Source organism: Symbiopectobacterium sp. (assembly GCF_047692315.1).
Classification (GTDB): domain Bacteria; phylum Pseudomonadota; class Gammaproteobacteria; order Enterobacterales; family Enterobacteriaceae; genus Symbiopectobacterium.
Genome location: NZ_JBLLJS010000030.1, coordinates 76790 through 94408, shown reverse-complemented (window position 1 = coordinate 94408; position 17619 = coordinate 76790). Strand labels below are relative to the sequence as shown.

Below are 17619 nucleotides of genomic sequence, written 5' to 3'. Positions count from 1 at the left end.
CACTGCGCAGATTGAAAAACCGCAGCACTTTACCCATTGGGTTGGCTATAATGACCGCCACTCCATTTCTGACGTTAGAAAAAAGGAAACAGACATGAGTTTGATCAACGTCCCGGCGGGCAAATCGCTGCCGGATGATATCTATGTAGTGATTGAGATCCCTGCCAACGCTGGCCCCATCAAGTATGAAGTCGATAAAGAGACCGGTGCGCTGTTTGTAGACCGTTTCATGGCGACTACCATGTTCTACCCGTGCAACTACGGCTACATCAACAACACGCTGTCTCTGGACGGTGACCCAGTTGACGTGCTGGTGCCGACCCCTTACCCACTTCAGCCGGGTTCAGTGATCCGCTGCCGTCCGGTTGGCGTGCTGAGAATGACTGATGAATCCGGTGAAGATGCCAAAGTGGTTGCCGTGCCGCACACCAAACTGAGCAAAGAATACGATCACATTAACGATGTGAACGATCTGCCGGAACTGTTGCGTGCCCAAATCGCCCACTTCTTCGAGCAATACAAAGCGCTGGAAAAAGGCAAATGGGTGAAAGTGGAAGGCTGGGAAAACGTGGACGCGGCCAAAGCCGAGATCGTTGCCTCCTTCAAACGCGCGAAAAAATAAGCGTGTAGCGCAAACTTGTGGCAAGAACTCTTCTCAGAGTAAGACTGATGCCAATGTCCGTTGTTAGGTGAAGTACGTCGATGGGGTCGTGCGGCGTGAGCCGCCGGAGTGCCCCTCGTCGTGATTCACCGGGTAACACGGACATGCAGAAAGAGTTTGTTCGCAATCTTACGGTGAGGGCTCTCCTCGCCGTTTTCTTTTCAACCAATATCTCAAAGATCGCGCTGCCGTTCGCGGCTCCAGTAAGCCATAAACATGATGATGTCGCGTGGCACCTGACGTTCACCGGATAAGTAACGCCGCAGGTTTTTCACTACCGAAGACTCCGCCGCCACCCAGCCAAAAAACTGTCCGTGTGTCTGACTGGCAGATTCCCACAGCAGTTCCCCTTCCGCCACCTCGTGCAATTCAGTCGTTTCTGCTTCCGAGCGAACCTCCGGCAAACGCACATGCGCCCGCACGCTGTGCAGCAGCCGTTCGCCGTAGGATGCACCCTGCGGCTTGCGCGGCTTCCAGTGGCACTTCGATAAATGCCTGCACCTGCGCAGGATTAGGCTGTTGCGCCAGCTGCTCCAGAATGCCCTTGATGGCAGGCAGCGCGGTTTCATCGCCAATCAGCAAGGCATGGGCCATTTCCGCAGGCGGTAACCACTCATAGCCGCCGCTGTCGCCTTCATAATCCCCCACACACGGCGCAACAATACGCAACGCATCTCCCGGTTTTGCCTGTATTGCCCACGCAGAAGCCGGCCCTTCGGTGCCATGAATCACAAACTCTACCGCCATTTCACCGTTAGCCACATCCACATCGCGCAAGGTGTAGGTGCACATCACAGGCCGCTGCGCCTTGGGCAGCGCCAGCCACTGACGATACCAATCATCACTGTCTGGCAAATCGGGATAAACACCATCGGCAGGGGGAAGCAGAAGCTTGATGCGTTGATCCGGTGCATCCATTTTCATCTGGCGTACTGATTCGCTGGAAAATACACAGCGCATCAGAGAGGGCGTCAGGCACGTCTTACGCGCCAACACCACGTCGAAAATACGGTATTTCTGTTTTTCTGCCATGACCTTTCTCATCTTATCCCGCAGGGGCAGCCAGCATGACTCCTCGTCGAACCTAAAGGGGGGTTACATTAGCACTCGAAGTTGATAATGAGAAACATTATTGTTAATGAATTAATATGTCACAGCGTCAAAGATTCTTAGGTGACGGTAAATTATGTAATTTTAATTAAATATAACTTAAAGTGTGATAGGAAAAACTCATTATTTTCGTCAGAGTGAACTGAATACCCATTTATAATGGAAATAACTTTTTAGATTATAAAATCATTAATCAAGCAATCATAATTAAAACAATAATTCCTCGAATAACTCTTTTCGTGATAAGAATAAAAATTGATTCTTATCACGTTTTGCTCTTTTTGTGTAAAGAAAATGGTTTTTGCACATGCCTATCCTACTATCTACTCAGGCTGGCAAATTTAACGAGTTTACTCTTAAATGCGCTTAAAAAACCAATCATCCTACATATCTGGCCTGGTTAATACCACAACTACTGGGATATTATCCTTTCTGACTTTCTAATTTTCTGATTTACATGAAAGAATAAACAATGAGTAAGTATATGACCCTAAACTCTCATTAAAGGACATTATTTATGTATAATCACCCTCCTGTAAATGGTATGTTATATCTTGAATTGCAGATCGTTCCCAATGGAGGCAATACGCTTTCTACGAGCATAGTATTCTCGCCAAACCTTCTACCTTACACAGCTTTAACAGATGGCGATTACTCAATGTTTTACCCAGAGTTTAATTTGGGTGATATCTACAGAGGTACAGTAGAAGTCATTTCATATATTGATTTCTCAGAACCATTACCTGAATATTGTACCGTTACCATTTTAGAAAAAAAACTTACAAATTCAATATTATGCTGATTACCACTCAACGGAGCTGATTGGTTATGTCAATTCCACTTCAGAGTTCATAACCTAGGCGGAGTCTAACGTCCCTTTGCCGCAGGTTATTAGCCGGCGGATGGTGATCACATGGAAAGAAAACAATGTGCTACCATTTCAAAAAGAATAATATTTAATATATTCAGCATATTCAGATTTAGGATGCACTAAAGCATTTCGATAATCATGCTTGTTTGAATAAAGCACACTTCGTATATAATTTTGTGAGGAATTTAAAATGTTTAAACACTCCCTCTCAACACAATGGATTAGGTGTTATATGGATGAAAGGCACGTTGCCACAAAATCAGACAGTCGATATATCCACTAATTTTAGCACAGCGGATCTTCGTTTTAGCTTGTCAACGGATAACGCAAATGTAATCCCCCCTTTAGTCAATGAGATATTGAAACCTCAGCATCACAACATTTGTTTTTATACTCAATCACTAAAGAGCCAAAATATGCGCATGTCATCATTAGCCGAGGTGTAATGACAATGCAATTATTTTCATCAAGCACATCGACTAATATAATTGGTGTGGTTACATCTTTAGTTCCGTTTGAATTTATAGATGAAACCTTTCCAGAGTCCATAGTAATCCAACGACAAGAACTGTATTCTGAAAATGAGTTAGCCGTTGATTAACTACACACAGGAATCTGGCAATTTCTTATCGTCAGGTTCCTATTTTCTCACACATTGTGAGCATATAAACTTCGCAGTTGAAAATTCTTTAAGCACATTTTTTACCAAAGGGAAACGTTGCAAACAGCACTGTAATTTCAACATTCAGTGACAAACGCAATCCAATACAATGGATTTTACATAAGCCATTTATTCAACGTCAGGCATCAGAAAGGGCACACAAGATGGCGCGAAGAAAGTGAATCGTAACCGACACAGAGCCGGTTACGATTTTATTTACAGACTACCCAGTATCATTACTGCTCGCGCATCAACCAATCGCCATTGCCAATACGCGGCAACCCTGTTACCGAGTGTTGATACAGATAGATCCACGCACTCCCTAGCGGGGTGTTGATCAACTCGCGTTTGTATTCGTGACCATCACGCTTTAACGCATCGAGTTCTGTCAGGATGGATGAGCTTATGCGATAAACTTCGCAAAAAATTTCCCCCTCCCCGACTACCACCGCAGGATAATGGCCAAGGTCATACATCTCGTAACCACCGAGCTGACAATCCCCTAGCCACTGTGCGTTCGTCATCCAGTGACTGTTTCCCTGTTTGCGTCGTAAACTGCCATAAACAATGATTCGCATCGCTAAAACTCGAACTGATAGAGCACATTCAATGCCTGATCGAGACCAGACACCGCTTCCAAATAGAGTCTTGGCATTAACCGATAACGCAACGTCAACGTTGCCAAAGAGTCAAATATGCCAATGCCGTATCTGACCTGAAGGTCCGGGAGGACGTAACCGCTGACCACAACCTGAGATTCGTCGCCAGCGCCCTGTGTATCCAGAGCTAAATCACTTACGCCAAAGGCCTCGCCAATTCTACCCACAACTTGGCCACTTTGCGCAACCCCTAACCCTACTAAGGCCGAGGTCATCATATTACTGTCTGAACCGGTGCTGTCCAGCCCTTGACCGCGTAACAAGTACGATAATGCTTCTTGTTGCGATAATGTCGGGGTAGAAAACACCTCAATGTGCGGCGCGCTGGCCGCGCCAGTGATGCGTACGCCAGCCGTCACGCCATCGGCGGTATTGTCAGGATTGCGCACCGCTTCGATATTCAGATTCGGTTCAGCGGGTGGACCGGAGAACACCAGAATCCCTTTTTGTACGATCAAATCCTGCCCGTAGGCCTTGAAACGCCCGGTTGGGATATTGATTTGTCCGTTCAGCCCCAAACTGCGTTCATCCTGCACCATTTTCAGATCGCCCTGCAAACTGGCGCGCAGGCCAAACGCATCAAGGCGCACATCGTCACCCACGCGGATGGTCAGGTTGCTGTTGATAGGAATCGCCGCCGTGTTGCGGGTTAGCGGTTGACGTTGCTCATCCAGCAATACCTCATCATAAGAAACATCCACCGCATTTTCCGGCATATCTTGCACCGTAATTCGCGCCCACGGCACCTTGACCGAGCCGTTGAGCGTAAAGAGCTGCGGCGTAGCCTCAAACTCAATATCCGGCGAAACATCAAGCCGCACCGTCGGCGGCAACGTCACCCGAACCCGGTCGCCCTTGGCCGCAATACGTGCCCGCCACGCCTCCGGCTGACGCCAATCCGCATCACCGCTCAGATTAAGCTGCCCTTGCGTGGTTTTCAAAAATCCCTGTAGCGTAGAACTCATGCCGTTAAAGTTCACCGCCAAACGGCCATCGGTCAGATCGACCGGCATCCAGTGACCGTCAATATCCAGCCCTTCCAGCGCCAGTTGTCCGTTCAACTGCGGCTGACGCACATTACCTCCAACGCGCAAAGCGCCGTTCAGCATGCCCGCCGCTTTTTCCCCCCGGCTTAACGCCGGATTCAGCAGCGCAAGAGAGATCTTGTCGATGGCGATATCGCCCCCCAGTTGGCGTCGCCCCTGTGGGTCCGTGACCTGAATATCACCGCGGAACTGGCCGTTATTATGAATGGCGATGAGCCACCCCAGCGTTGCACGGCCGCGATCTACGCCAGCATTCAGCGTAAAAGTGTCAAAATCGACAGGCAGCGTGTTGCCGTTCATCTGCTGGCGCAGTGCAATCTTATTCCCTGTCAGCGCAATTTTTACTTGCGGCAACCCGCCCCCTGGCTGCCAGGCAACGTCGGCACGGCCAGTAAATACGCCGCTCAGCGCAGTATCTGAACCCAAAAACGGTTCAAGCATCGCCAAATCAAAACGGTTCAACACCACGCTGGCTTGCCCGCTGGGGCCAATGTCGACAGCACGAGGCCCGCACAGCTCCGCATTCGGGTTTTGCCAACAGTGCGCACCAAGCGTAATGCACGCCAGCGCTTGCTGATAATCCAGCGACATGGAGGGCGACAAACGCCATTCCCCCACCAGCGTAGTGAAATGGGTTTGATCCAGCGTGCCGTGCCAGCGCTGCTGCGCCCTGTCGAAATGCCCGGTCAGGGCCAGCTGTCCGGCGACAGGCTCCCCTTCCACGTTCAACCGCAACTGATGCTGCTGCTCGTTACCCTGGGCGTTTAGCGTCAGCAGAGAAACCGAGATCCCTTCCTGGCGTAATTGTTCGACGCGCAGCGCCATCCGACCGTTGACCTGCGCTTCGGAACGCACGTCGCTTTCCAGCGTCAAACGTTCGATGGATAAGCCCTGCCAACGCAGTCCTGTGGCGTTGAGATCCGCCAACGGCTGCTGTGCGGTGTGGTTACCGCGCAGCCGCACCGTTCCGGCAACGCGGCCAGCCAGTCCCGGCAACGCGCCATTCAGCGCAGGCGCATCAATAACGCCGTCCAACTGCCATTGCTTACCCAGCTCGCCTTTGACATCAAGCTGATTGCGTCCCAGCGCCAGGTTGATGCCGGGGATACTCCACTGGCCGGCGGCATTGCCGCTCAGAGAACCTTGCGCCGTGAGTTTGTTTTGCTTGATGTTGCCGTTCAGGCGCAGTTCGGTAACCGCCACCTGCCAGTTACCGCCGTAGAAACTGCCGCGCGTGCTGATCTTGCCATCAATACGCGCAGGCCATTCCGGCCATTGCTTTGCCGTATTAATGCCATCCAGCACCAGCTCGCTGCGCCAACTGATGGCCTTGCTCCAATCCACCAGTACGCGCAACTCAGTGGTGCCTTGCAACGCAGAGAGTCGCAGCGGGCTTATATCAAACTGCCGCAAGTTACCGTTACCTTCCAGCGCCAGCGAGGCGGGCGGCACAGCACTACCGCGAATATCACCGTTGATCTTCAAGGCATAATCTGTGGCCTTCCCGGTCAGGCTTAACGCCAGATTATTGACCTGATACTCCGCATCTCCGGTCAATGGCCAGGCAAGATGCTCAGACTGCATGGTCAGCACCAACGGCAGTTCAGGCTGGGCCAGTTGTGCTTTCAAGGTGAGCAGCGCACGCTGCGGCCCGGAGAGATTAAGCGTGGTGTTCAGCCAGTCATGCAAGCTGCCATCCACCGTCAGTTTGATCTTCTCGCCTTTCAACGGCTCGGTGTTCACCACGCCGTTCAGGATAAACGACAGCGGCCAGTTATCGCTCAGCATTGCTTCGCCCGTGGCGTGAATGGCCCCTTGCGGCGATTGTATTGCCAGCCTTGCTAACTGAATATGTTGCTGTTGGGTGGAGGCTTGCAGTTGCAACGTGGTGATGGTGATGTCTTGATCACCCGTAAGCCGCAACTGCTCGCCGCGCAAATCACTGATGTCTACGTCCAACGGCAGCGTAAATTCTGGCAACGCAGGCAGCAGCGGTTTAGCAAACAGCGCCTGTAGCTGTTCCCCCAGTGGCGGGGGCATGTCCACTTTTTCCGGCGCAGGTGGCGCCGCCTCAGGTTGCGGTGCAACAGCGGCCTGCGCGGTCGCCGAGGCGATATCCCCAACTTCAGATGCCGTGACTTTACCGTCCTCGGTGGCTGCCAGCGTACTTTCTGCGACAGTCGCTGCCGGTTTGGTTTTCGGTAATGCCACCAGCAGTGCATTGATTTGCGTTGGCAGCAATGTCAACGCACGACCTTCCCAGTGCATGCCCGTGCGTAGTTCACCCAGTGACAGCGCGGTATCATCCAGCGTGACGCGAATATTGTTCAGTGTCAGTTGGCTAAGACGTATTGGGAACGGAGCGGACAGTTCTCCCACGGGCTCACTGGGCGCGGGTGCCTCAGCGGGCGGCGGCAAGGCGCTACTGTCGATCACCACATCGAGATCGCGCAGCGCAATATCATTGACGCAGATCTGGCTGCGCGCCAGGCAGCCCAATTCCAGCGCGAGATGCAACTCACCGGCCTTGAGCGTGATACCCGGCGTTTGATACCCCACGCCACGTAGCGTTAAATCGCGCCAGCCGCCTTGCACCTCGGCGATCTCCAACCCAGACACCCAGCGCGCCGCGCCATTGAGTAGCAGATGCAACCCCGGCGTGGTAAACAGCAATCCCGCCAGCGTGATAAACAACAGCAACAAAAATGCGATGGCCCCAATGCCTATTTTCTTTATCAGGCTCATAGTTCAGGCCCCAAACCAATATAGAACTGGAGATCGTTACGTTTCTCGGAATCGTTAACCGGAACGGCAAAATCGAATTTGACGGGTCCCACCGGTGAGGCCCAGCGGATCCCGACACCGGCACCGGTTTTCAGGTCGCTAATCTTGAGATCATTTACCGCATCGCCGGTATCGACAAACACCGCCCCCCACCAACGTCCGGTAAAGTTGTATTGGTATTCCAGAGAACCGGTCAGCAATTTTGACGCACCGGTCAGTTTGCCTTCGTCATCATGCGACGAAATGGAGCGGAATTTATAGCCGCGAATGCTGCGATCGCCCCCGGCAAAGAAACGCAGTGACGGCGGCACGCGAGAGAAGCTGTTGGTTTCAATCCAACCAACATTGCCACGCGCCACGAAGCGGTGCTTATCCTCCAGCGTGCGGATCCAGACGTTCTGCGCCTGTATTACCGCAAAATCGATATCCGAACCCCAGGTGGTATCCGAGATATCCAGCGAATAACGCTGTGAATCGCCCCAGGTAGGCATCGTTCCGCCGCGTTGCCGCGTGCGGTTGATACTGAGACCCGGATAGAGCAGCATGGTGGTGTCAGTCACGCTACCCTGAGTAAAGTGATCGAGGCTCCAGCGCAGGTTGATGGAACGCTGCCAGCCGCGATTAAGCGTCCAGAAGCGCGCCACGTTCAACGTGGTGCCGTCCGATTTGGTATCATTGAGATCTTCACGCTTGAACCCTGCTTGCAGCAGGTAGAACTGCTCCAGCGGGCTTCTCAGCAAGGGGATCTTGTAGCTGAAATCCAGCGACTGTTCCGGCGCCGAAACACTCAGGCTGCTTTCCAGACTGTGTCCGCGGTCGTTAATCCACGGCCTGCGCCACGTGGTTTGAAAACGAGGCCCCACATCCGTGGAAAATCCCACCCCGGTCTCCAGCAAATTGCGCGCACGTGGCGTGACCACCGCATCCAACGGCAGCATTTTGTCCGCTTTTCCCGCCGCGAAATTGGGGGAGACCACCACCGACGTAAACCACCCGGTAGCGGACAAGCGACGGTTAAACTCACCCAAATCTTCGCTGGTATACTCATCGCCCCGTTTGAACGGGATCAGATTGCACAGATAGGCTTCATCGATCTGGCTGCCCTGAAAATGCACGTCGCCAAAACGGTAACGGGTGCCGCCGTCATAATCGATATCCCAGAACGCTTCCCGCGTTTCGCGGATCACCCCTAGCTGGCTTTTGTTGTAGTGCGCATCAAAATAGCCTTTACGCAGCGCAAGATTATTTAATGAACGTTTGAAATCATCATAGTCGCCGTGATTCAGCACGCGGCCCACCGCAGGTAGGCTGCGGCGACGCAGTTGGAGGAAATCGCTGTCGCTGCTCGCATTGCCCTGGAGCAGCACATCGGTACCCGCAATTTTGACTGGCTCACCCGGCGTCACCGTCACCAGCAGTAGCGGGCGACCACCGTTTTCTGACGGATGGTATTCAAAATTGATTTGCGGATCGTAATACCCTAGCGCCCGCAACCCGTGCCGGATCGCATCATCAACACGGGCACGAAAGCGCCCGTCGGCACTGACTTCGTCAGGACCGATGGTCGATAGCCGCGCACGCACGTTGCGCTGTAATTCCCCTTCCAATCCCACCACTTGCAAACGTACGTTCGCTGCATAGGACGATGCAGTTGCAAGCAGGCACACCAAAAGCAAAGTACGGTATCGTGACACGCCAACTCCCCATTTTCATTTATACCCGTCATACCTCAAGCTGCATGTGCGTTGGCTGCACTCACTCACCCGAATCACTTACTTGAGTAAGCTCACCGGGATTCGTTCACTTGCCGCCTTCCTGCAACTCGAATTATTTTGGGTATATAGCGTTCTACACAGGCGTGTGTTGAAAATCATGTCAAAAACAATCCCACTCAACGTCCTCATCTACACCCACTCTAAAGTGTAATGAGTAATTTCAAAAATGCAGGTTGCGCAACACCTTAACCTTAAACGAGCTTTAACAATAAAGACAGCACGAACTTTCTTAGTTATTCTGTTACCCATTCGCAATATTGGTTATCACCGGAGTAAAAACGTGGCCCAACACAGTGATAAAACCCAACGCATCCGTCAGTCAGATGCGCTGCCAGGACGTGGCACCCCGATGCCGCTCGCGCGCCTGCACGTTGTCAGCCAACATTCCATGACCCATGTTCCTGACAATATGGACGTTGCCCTGTTCGCCATGGGGTGCTTTTGGGGCGTGGAACGCCTGTTCTGGCAACAGGAAGGCGTATACAGCACCGCAGCGGGCTACACCGGCGGCTTTATGATGTATACGCTGCGCAAGATTCCTAAACGCACCGATTACGTCCGCTTTGCAGGCTACAAATTTGAAGTGGTGGATATCGACAGCTACAAGATCGACCAGTTGCTGGTCACCCGTCTTGAAGAGAAAAGTGCGGCTTCAACGGCAGTTGCCGATGCTGAATTACCGGCTGAGCCAAAAAGCTAATCATCGACGCAGCCAGCCTGATGCGCTGGCACCATGGCTGCTGCCCGTCACTAGCGGCAGCAGCATTTTTCTCGAACCGCTCAACCCATGTCGGCTTGCAGCCGCATTACCTGACGGTTCACCTCAGACATCACCAGCAAATGCTGTTTGTCCTGGGTTTTCGGCAATAATATTTTGCCATAGTCAAATTCAAAAGCACCGATCCCTCTGATATACAACCGGCCGCGAAACAGTGTTTTCACGTATTTCGCAACTTTTAACGGGTTGTAACGTTCGAAGATCCGCATTGTATCTCTCCTCCCGTTTTCATTTTTCTATTCGGCCCCAAACCGGGGTATAAAAGAACGCGTTAATAGAACGCCTAACTATTAGTGTCGTCAGATGGCATTTAGTTCCACACAAAAAACAGCATAATTCACAGGTTTTTCATACTGTTATAAGATAGTTCCGTTATCGATCAGCATAGTTTTATTTTTACCTTTACGTAACAAAAATTGTGAATCTTGATCACATTCCAGACAGGACAGACCAGATATCCTCCTCTACGTTTAAGCAACGGTTTCGCGTAACCTTCGCCGCTTTCTACCTGAGGACACTCTATGACTGCCTGCCACACCTCTACGCTGCGTCAGCGGATAGCCCTGCTTAGCTTGTGCACCCTGTTGGCCCTGCCCGCTATGGCGCACAAGCTTACGCTCAACCAAACCGTGCCTCCCACCGGCGTTGCCGATAAAGGAGAGCTGATGTATCAGAACGAACAGTTTAGTTACCAGAAATTGGAACAGCGCACAGCTTGCTGGAAAATGGAAAAGTGCGCGTCATCCAGCATATTGCAGGCAGAACCTCGGCCAAAGAGATGAACGATCCGCTGATCAGTGCCATCAAGGCCGCTAATCTGGCGCACGAATATTACCAAACGACGACAATCGTCAATACGGATGACGCTATCATCGGCACCGGCCCGTTTGTTCGTAGCAGCCTTGAAGAGAGTAAAAAAACCTTCCCGTGGTCGCAGTTTATCGTCGATAGTCGCGGCAATGTCCGCCAGTCTTGGCAGTTGGAACCCAAAAGCTCAGCGATTGTGGTGCTGGATAAGCGCGGGCTGGTGCGATATGTCAAAGACGGGGCGCTAAGCGCGCAGGAAGTTCAACAGGTGATGGACCTGCTGCCGCAGTTGCTGAAAGAGTAATTACCGGCAGATAACAGGCGTGGACGATCGTCACACCACGCCTGTCTCAATCAAACCGCTGCTCCAATCAAAATAACGACACCCGGAATCCGGGGTTAAGAAAGGATTCACGCGGCACATAATTGAGGGTTTTTCCCTGCCAATCATGCACCTGCGCGCCCGCGGCGGCGGCGTGCCCCGCAGCGGTGTCCCACACATTGGTCGGCCCGAAGCGGGGATAAAGCTGCGCCTTGCCTTCTGCCACCAGGCAAAATTTCAGCGATGATCCAATCGCCACCGTTTGGTGTTCACCCAGCTGAAGCAAATAGTCTTTTAATTCTGCATCCAGATGAGAACGGCTCACCACCACCAGCGGTGGATGCGCATGATTTACGCGGATCAAACGGCGCACACCCTCCACCTCTTTCCATGCTTTACCACCGGCCGCCGCATACATTACATCGGTAGCCGGCACATACACCACGCCCAGCACCGGCGCGCCGTTTTCAATCAGCGCGATATTTACGGTAAATTCACCGTTACGATTAAGAAACTCTTTGGTGCCATCCAGTGGATCGACCAACCAGTAGCGCTGCCAGTGTTGGCGTACTTCCCAGGTGGGGGGATCTTCTTCAGACAGCAGAGGAATATCAGCAAACATCTGCGCCAGCCCCTGCTTGATAATGTGATGCGCTGCCAAATCCGCTGCGGTCACAGGGGATGCGTCTTTTTTTGTGCGCAACGTCGACAGGACGTTCGCCATCATATACCTGCATGATGGCCGCGCCGGCGTCGCGCGCCAACTGGCAAATTTGTTCCAACATAGTGAACCTCGTCTTTCTGGTGCCCGTTATATATACAACTCAACTCGGTAACGGCCCCTAATCTTCGTCAAAAGAGTGAGATGCGCCACTGACCTGTCATGATTCTATGCCAATTACTCCCTTTAGTAGGATACTTTATGAGTATCAAATCCAAGTGCAACGCCAACATGAAGGAGTCAGGCAATATGAAGCACGAGCTCGCGCCAGGTTTAGTGGCCCTGTTCGTTACCACCTCACTGCACGCTGCCACCGTCGATCTGCGCATTTTGGAAACCACCGATCTGCACAGCAATATGATGGATTTTGATTATTACAAAGATACCCCCACCGATAAATTCGGTCTGGTGCGCACGGCCAGTTTGATCCACGGCGCGCGTCAGCAAGCTACCAACAGCGTACTGGTGGATAACGGCGATCTGATTCAAGGCAGTCCGATGGGAGATTATATGGCCGCCAAAGGGCTGCAACAGGGAGAGGTGCACCCGGTGTATCTGGCCATGAACCGGCTGGACTATGCCGTCGGTAATATCGGCAACCATGAATTCAACTATGGTCTGGATTATCTGCACAAAGCGCTGTCCGGCGCGGCCTTCCCCTATGTGAACGCCAATGTGCTGGACGCCAAAACCGGCAAACCGCTGTTCACGCCCTACATTATCAAAGATACCTCGGTCAAAGATCGTGACGGCAAAACCCATACGTTACGCATCGGCTATATCGGTTTTGTCCCGCCACAAATCATGGTGTGGGATAAAGCCAACCTGAGCGGTAAAGTCACCGTGGCTGACATTACCGAAACCGCGAAGAAGTGGGTACCAGAAATGCGGCAAAAAGGGGCCGATATCGTGGTTGCCATTCCCCACTCCGGTTTGTCGGGCGAGCCTTATAAAGCCATGGCAGAGAATTCGGTGTACTACCTGAGCCAGGTGCCGGGCATTAATGCCATTCTGTTTGGCCACGCTCACGCCGTTTTCCCCAGCAAAGATTTTGCCACCATTCCCGGCAGCGATATTGCGCAGGGCACCCTTAACGGCATTCCCGCCGTGATGCCCGGCCAATGGGGAGACCATTTGGGCATTGTCGATCTGGTGGTGAGCAATGACAGCGGGAAATGGCAGGTGACGCAAGGAAAAGCGGAGGCGCGGCCAATTTTTGACAAGGCACAGAAACAGTCGCGGGCCGAAGCGGATAAAGATCTGGTGAACGTGTTGTCCGATGCGCATCAGCAAACGCGCACCTTTGTCGGCAAACCCATTGGTAAAGCCGCTGACAATATGTACAGCTATCTTTCGCTGGTGCAGGACGACCCCACTGTGCAGATCGTCAATAACGCGCAACGTGCCTATGTGCAGCACTTTATTCAGTGCGATCCCGATCTGGCTGACATTCCCGTGCTTTCTGCCGCCGCACCGTTTAAAGTGGGTGGCAGAAAGAACGATCCCAACAGCTATGTAGAAGTGGAAAAAGGTGAGCTAACCTTCCGTAACGCTGCCGACCTCTATCTCTACCCGAACACGCTGGTGGTGGTGAAAGTGAATGGGCAGAAGGTGAAAGAGTGGCTGGAATGCTCTGCCGGCCAGTTCAATCAAATCGATCCGCACAGCAAGGCACCGCAATCCTTGATTAACTGGGAGGGTTTCCGCACCTATAACTTTGATGTGATTGATGGTGTCAGCTATCAGATTGATGTGACGCAGCCTGCCCGCTACGACGGAGAGTGCGCGCCGCGTAACCCCAACGCCGAGCGGATTATCAATCTGACCTATCAGGGCAAGCCTATAGACCCTAAGATGAAATTCCTGATTGCCACCAATAACTACCGCGCCTACGGCGAGAAATTTGCCGGAACCGGCGAAAAGTATGTCGCTTTTGCTTCTCCCGATGAAAACCGTTCCGTGCTGGCAGCCTATATCAGTGCGGAAACGCAAAAACAGGGTGAGGTGAAACCTCAGGCAGACAACAACTGGCGTTTAGCGCCAATCAAGAGCGACACGCCGCTGGATATTCGCATAGAAACCGCGCCGTCAGCGAAGGCGGCCGCCTTTATCAAGGAGAAAGCGCAATATCCTATGACGTCACTCGGTCATGATGATGTGGGTTTCGCGTTGTATCGTCTCGATTTGCAAAAACAGCAATCTCAGAACGCCGCGTTAAGCGGCGTTCTGAGATTGCTGCACCCACCGACTCACGCTCGTCATACTCGGTTAATCCTCCCTCATTTTTCTGGTATTCACCATTAAGCCGTTATCCGATCGGAACCTACCTTCAACAGCCCAATAAATACGGATACTTCTACTGGCCTTTCGTGGCGCGATGACAATTCGTTTCCTTCTGGAAAGGTAGTTTTAGGGTTGCCCGTCCACGAGCAACCCAACCATGAAGGAGTCAGGCAATATGAAGCATGTGCTCGCACCCAGTTTAGTGGCCCTGTTCGTTACCACCTCACTGCACGCTGCCACCGTCGATCTACGCATACTGGAAACCTCCGATTTACACAGCAACATGATGGATTTTGACTACTACAAAGACAAACCTACTGATAAATATGGTCTGGTGCGCACAGCCAGTTTGATCCACAGCGCACGGCAGGAAGTCACCAACAGCATACTGGTGGATAACGGTGACCTGATTCAGGGTAGCCCGCTGGATGAGTATGTCGTTGCCAAAGGGCTACAGCACGGGGAAGTGCATCCGGTGTATCTGGTCATGAACCGGCTGGACTATGCCGTCGGTAATATCGGCAACCATGAATTCAACTACGGTCTGGATTATCTGCACAAAGCGCTGTCCGGTGCGGCTTTTCCCTATGTAAACGCCAACGTGCTGGACGCCAAAACCGGCAAACCGCTGTTCACGCCCTACATTATCAAAGATACGCCGGTAAAAGATCGCGACGGCAAAACCCACTCATTACGTATCGGCTATATCGGTTTTGTCCCGCCACAAATCATGCTATGGGATAAAACCCACCTGAGAGGCAAGGTAACCGTGGCAGATATTACCGCCACCGCGAAAAAATGGGTGCCGATCATGCAGCAGAAAGGGGCTGATATTGTGATTGCCATTCCCCACTCAGGGATTTCTACTGAGCCTTACAAAGCCATGGCAGAGAATTCGGTGTATTACCTGAGCCAGGTGCCCGGCATCGACACCATTCTGTTTGGTCATACTCATGCCGTTTTCCCCAGCAAAGACTTTGTCGCCATTCCCGGCAGCGATATTGTTCGGGGCACGCTTAACGGCATCCCCGCCGTGATGCCCGGTCAATGGGGCGACCATCTGGGCATTGTCGATCTGGTGATTAGCAATCACAGCGGGAAATGGCAGGTGACGCAGGGCAAGGCCGAAACGCGCCCTATTTTCGACAAGGCATAGCAACAATCGCGGGCCGAAGCAGATAAAAATCTGGTGAAGGTGTTATCCGATACACACCAGCAAACGCGCGCGTTCTTTGGTAAACCCATCGGGAAAATCGCAGAGAATATGTACAGTTATCTGTCACTGGTGCAGGATGATTCCACCACGCAACTCATCAATGATGCGCAGCGCGCCTATGTGCAGCACTTTGTTCAGGGCGATCCTGATCTGGAAAATATTCCGGTGCTCTCTGCGGTATCACCGATAAAAGCGGGCGGCAGAAAGAACGATCCCAACAGCTATGTGGAAGTGGAAAAGGGTGAACTGACTTACCGCAATGCCGCCGATCTCTATGCTTACCTCGACACACTGGTGGTGATGAGAGTGAACGGGAAGCAGGTGAAAGAGTGGCTGGAGTGCTCTGCCGGCCAGTTCAATCAAATCGATCCGCACAACAAGGCACCGCAATCCTTGTTTAACTGGAGCGGTTTTCGCACCTATAATTTCGATGTGATCGACGGCGTCAGCTATCAGATTGACGTGACGCAACCCGCGCGCTACGACGGGGAATGCGCGCCGCGCAACGCCAACGCCAACGCCAACGCCGAGCGCATTGTCAATCTGACCTATCAGGGCAAGCCCATCGATCCCAAGATGACGTTCCTGATTGCCACCAATAACTACCGTGCTTTCGGAGAAAAATTTGCTGGGACTGGGGAAAAGTACATCGCGTTTGTCTCTCCCGAGGAAAACCGCGCTGTAATAGCAACTTATATCACGGCAGAAACGAAAAAACGGGGGGCGGCAAAACCTCAGGTAGACAACAACTGGCGTTTCGCACCCATCAAAAGTGATACGCCACTGGATATCCGCATGGAAACTTCGCCCTCACCAAAAGCCGAGCTCTTTATCAAAGAGAAAGCGCAATATCCCATGACGCCGCTCGGTCACGACGAGGTGGGTTTTTCGTTGTATCGTATTGATTTACAGAAACAATAATCGCCTTAAGATCGCCGCTTGATGCGGCGTTTTATTTCCTCAAGGCTCTCCCTACTCCTTTCTGGTTATGGTCAACACATAAAGATGCATTTAATATAAATCTTATTAATTGCACCGTTCAGGGGTCATATCATGTCTTATCGCGATCGCACGTTAGGGGAGCTGGCTATCGCCATTCCTCGCGCTACTGCACTTTTCCGTGAATACAATCTTGATTTTTGCTGCGGCGGCAAGCAAACGCTGCTGCGTGCGGCCAACAAGCTTGATCTGGATATCGAGGCACTGGAAGCACGCCTCGGCGATCTGGCGGCACAACCGTCAACGGAAACCCACTGGCCTTCAGCACCGCTGGGCGACATCATTCCCTACATCATCCAGCGTTTTCACGATCGTCACCGCGAGCAGTTGCCAGAATTGATCCTGATGGCAGAAAAAGTGGAACGCGTTCACCATGAAAAATCAGCGTGCCCGCACGGGCTTGCCGCACAGTTGACGTTGATCCTCGACGATCTGTCACAGCACATGATGAAAGAAGAGCGCATTCTGTTCCCCATGATTCAGGCGGGTATGGGCGCACAAGAGTCTGGCCCGATCTCGGTAATGGAACATGAGCATGATGACGCAGGACAACAGTTGGAAGTCGTGAAAAACCTGACCAACAATGTGACGCCACCAGAAAATGCCTGCAACACCTGGCGCGCGCTGTACGCCGGTATCAACGTTTTTATCAGCGACTTGATGGAGCATATCCATTTGGAAAACAACATCCTGTTCCCTCGGGCGCTGCGCGGCGAATAATCCAAAGTAGTCGTATTAACAAGCGATATCACGGTGCAACCTGTTAACCGGTTGCGCCGATTTCCCCGCCGTTATCTCTCTTTTCAACGTGACTTTCTGCTATGTGGATTTGTGCCGATCGCCAAGATGCGACGAAATCAGACAAGGAGATTGCCTGGGGCGTAATCGCGCTCACATTGTGCTTTTTTCGTGCCGTCAATAAATTG

Annotated in this window: 7 protein-coding genes and 6 pseudogenes; 7 read left to right on the top strand and 6 right to left on the bottom strand. The window is 52.1% G+C overall.

From position 1 onward, the window contains the following. Positions 1-94 precede the first annotated feature (94 nt). Positions 95-622 carry an inorganic diphosphatase gene (ppa, locus tag ACMZI0_RS19705; protein WP_415674218.1) on the top strand — a complete coding sequence of 176 codons (528 nt, stop codon included), beginning with the start codon at positions 95-97 and terminating at the stop codon, positions 620-622. Positions 623-834: 212 nt separating this feature from the next. Here ppa and ACMZI0_RS19700 read toward each other — a convergent pair. The 4 genes and pseudogenes from ACMZI0_RS19700 to tamA all read right to left on the bottom strand — a co-directional run bounded on the left by ACMZI0_RS19700 (position 835) and on the right by tamA (position 9486). After that, a pseudogene (locus ACMZI0_RS19700) lies at positions 835-1693 on the bottom strand (siderophore-interacting protein). A 1846-nt stretch (positions 1694-3539) separates the two neighbouring features. Then, positions 3540-3881, bottom strand: a complete 342-nt coding sequence (locus ACMZI0_RS19695) for a gamma-glutamylcyclotransferase family protein (RefSeq protein ID WP_415674217.1) — start codon at positions 3879-3881, stop codon at positions 3540-3542. A 2-nt stretch (positions 3882-3883) separates the two neighbouring features. Then, the gene (tamB, locus tag ACMZI0_RS19690) at positions 3884-7753 is read right to left on the bottom strand and encodes an autotransporter assembly complex protein TamB (protein ID WP_415674216.1); all 3870 of its coding nucleotides are present in this window, start codon (positions 7751-7753) and stop codon (positions 3884-3886) included. Next, a complete protein-coding gene (tamA, locus tag ACMZI0_RS19685) occupies positions 7750-9486 on the bottom strand; it encodes an autotransporter assembly complex protein TamA (protein WP_415674215.1) in 1737 nt (578 codons plus the stop codon). Before tamA ends, tamB begins: the two co-directional genes overlap by 4 nt. A 361-nt stretch (positions 9487-9847) precedes the next feature. Between tamA and ACMZI0_RS19680 the strand changes: the two are divergent. Further along, positions 9848-10081, top strand: a pseudogene (locus ACMZI0_RS19680) (peptide-methionine (S)-S-oxide reductase); the annotation flags it as partial. Continuing rightward, complete coding sequence (locus ACMZI0_RS19675; protein ID WP_415674267.1) at positions 10082-10267, top strand: transporter associated domain-containing protein; 186 nt, start codon at positions 10082-10084, stop codon at positions 10265-10267. Between the two features lie 80 nt (positions 10268-10347). Here the strand turns inward: ACMZI0_RS19675 and ACMZI0_RS19670 are convergent, their stop codons facing one another. Beyond that, a complete protein-coding gene (locus ACMZI0_RS19670) occupies positions 10348-10554 on the bottom strand; it encodes a DUF1107 domain-containing protein (protein WP_415674214.1) in 207 nt (68 codons plus the stop codon). Between the two features lie 312 nt (positions 10555-10866). Between ACMZI0_RS19670 and ACMZI0_RS19665 the strand changes: the two are divergent. Continuing rightward, positions 10867-11456, top strand: a pseudogene (locus ACMZI0_RS19665) (YtfJ family protein). Between the two features lie 67 nt (positions 11457-11523). On the opposite strand, the pseudogene cysQ reads toward ACMZI0_RS19665, so the two are convergent. Further along, positions 11524-12259: pseudogene (cysQ, locus tag ACMZI0_RS19660) on the bottom strand (3'(2'),5'-bisphosphate nucleotidase CysQ). Positions 12260-12444: 185 nt separating this feature from the next. On the opposite strand from cysQ, the pseudogene ACMZI0_RS19655 reads away from it, so the two are divergent. The 3 genes and pseudogenes from ACMZI0_RS19655 to ytfE all read left to right on the top strand — a co-directional run. Continuing rightward, positions 12445-14385: pseudogene (locus ACMZI0_RS19655) on the top strand (bifunctional 2',3'-cyclic-nucleotide 2'-phosphodiesterase/3'-nucleotidase); the annotation flags it as partial. Positions 14386-14653: 268 nt separating this feature from the next. After that, positions 14654-16615, top strand: a pseudogene (locus ACMZI0_RS19650) (bifunctional 2',3'-cyclic-nucleotide 2'-phosphodiesterase/3'-nucleotidase). A 132-nt stretch (positions 16616-16747) separates the two neighbouring features. Then, on the top strand, positions 16748-17413 hold the full coding sequence (ytfE, locus tag ACMZI0_RS19645) for an iron-sulfur cluster repair protein YtfE (RefSeq protein WP_415674213.1): 666 nt from the start codon (positions 16748-16750) through the stop codon (positions 17411-17413). The last annotated feature ends 206 nt before the right edge of the window (positions 17414-17619 follow it).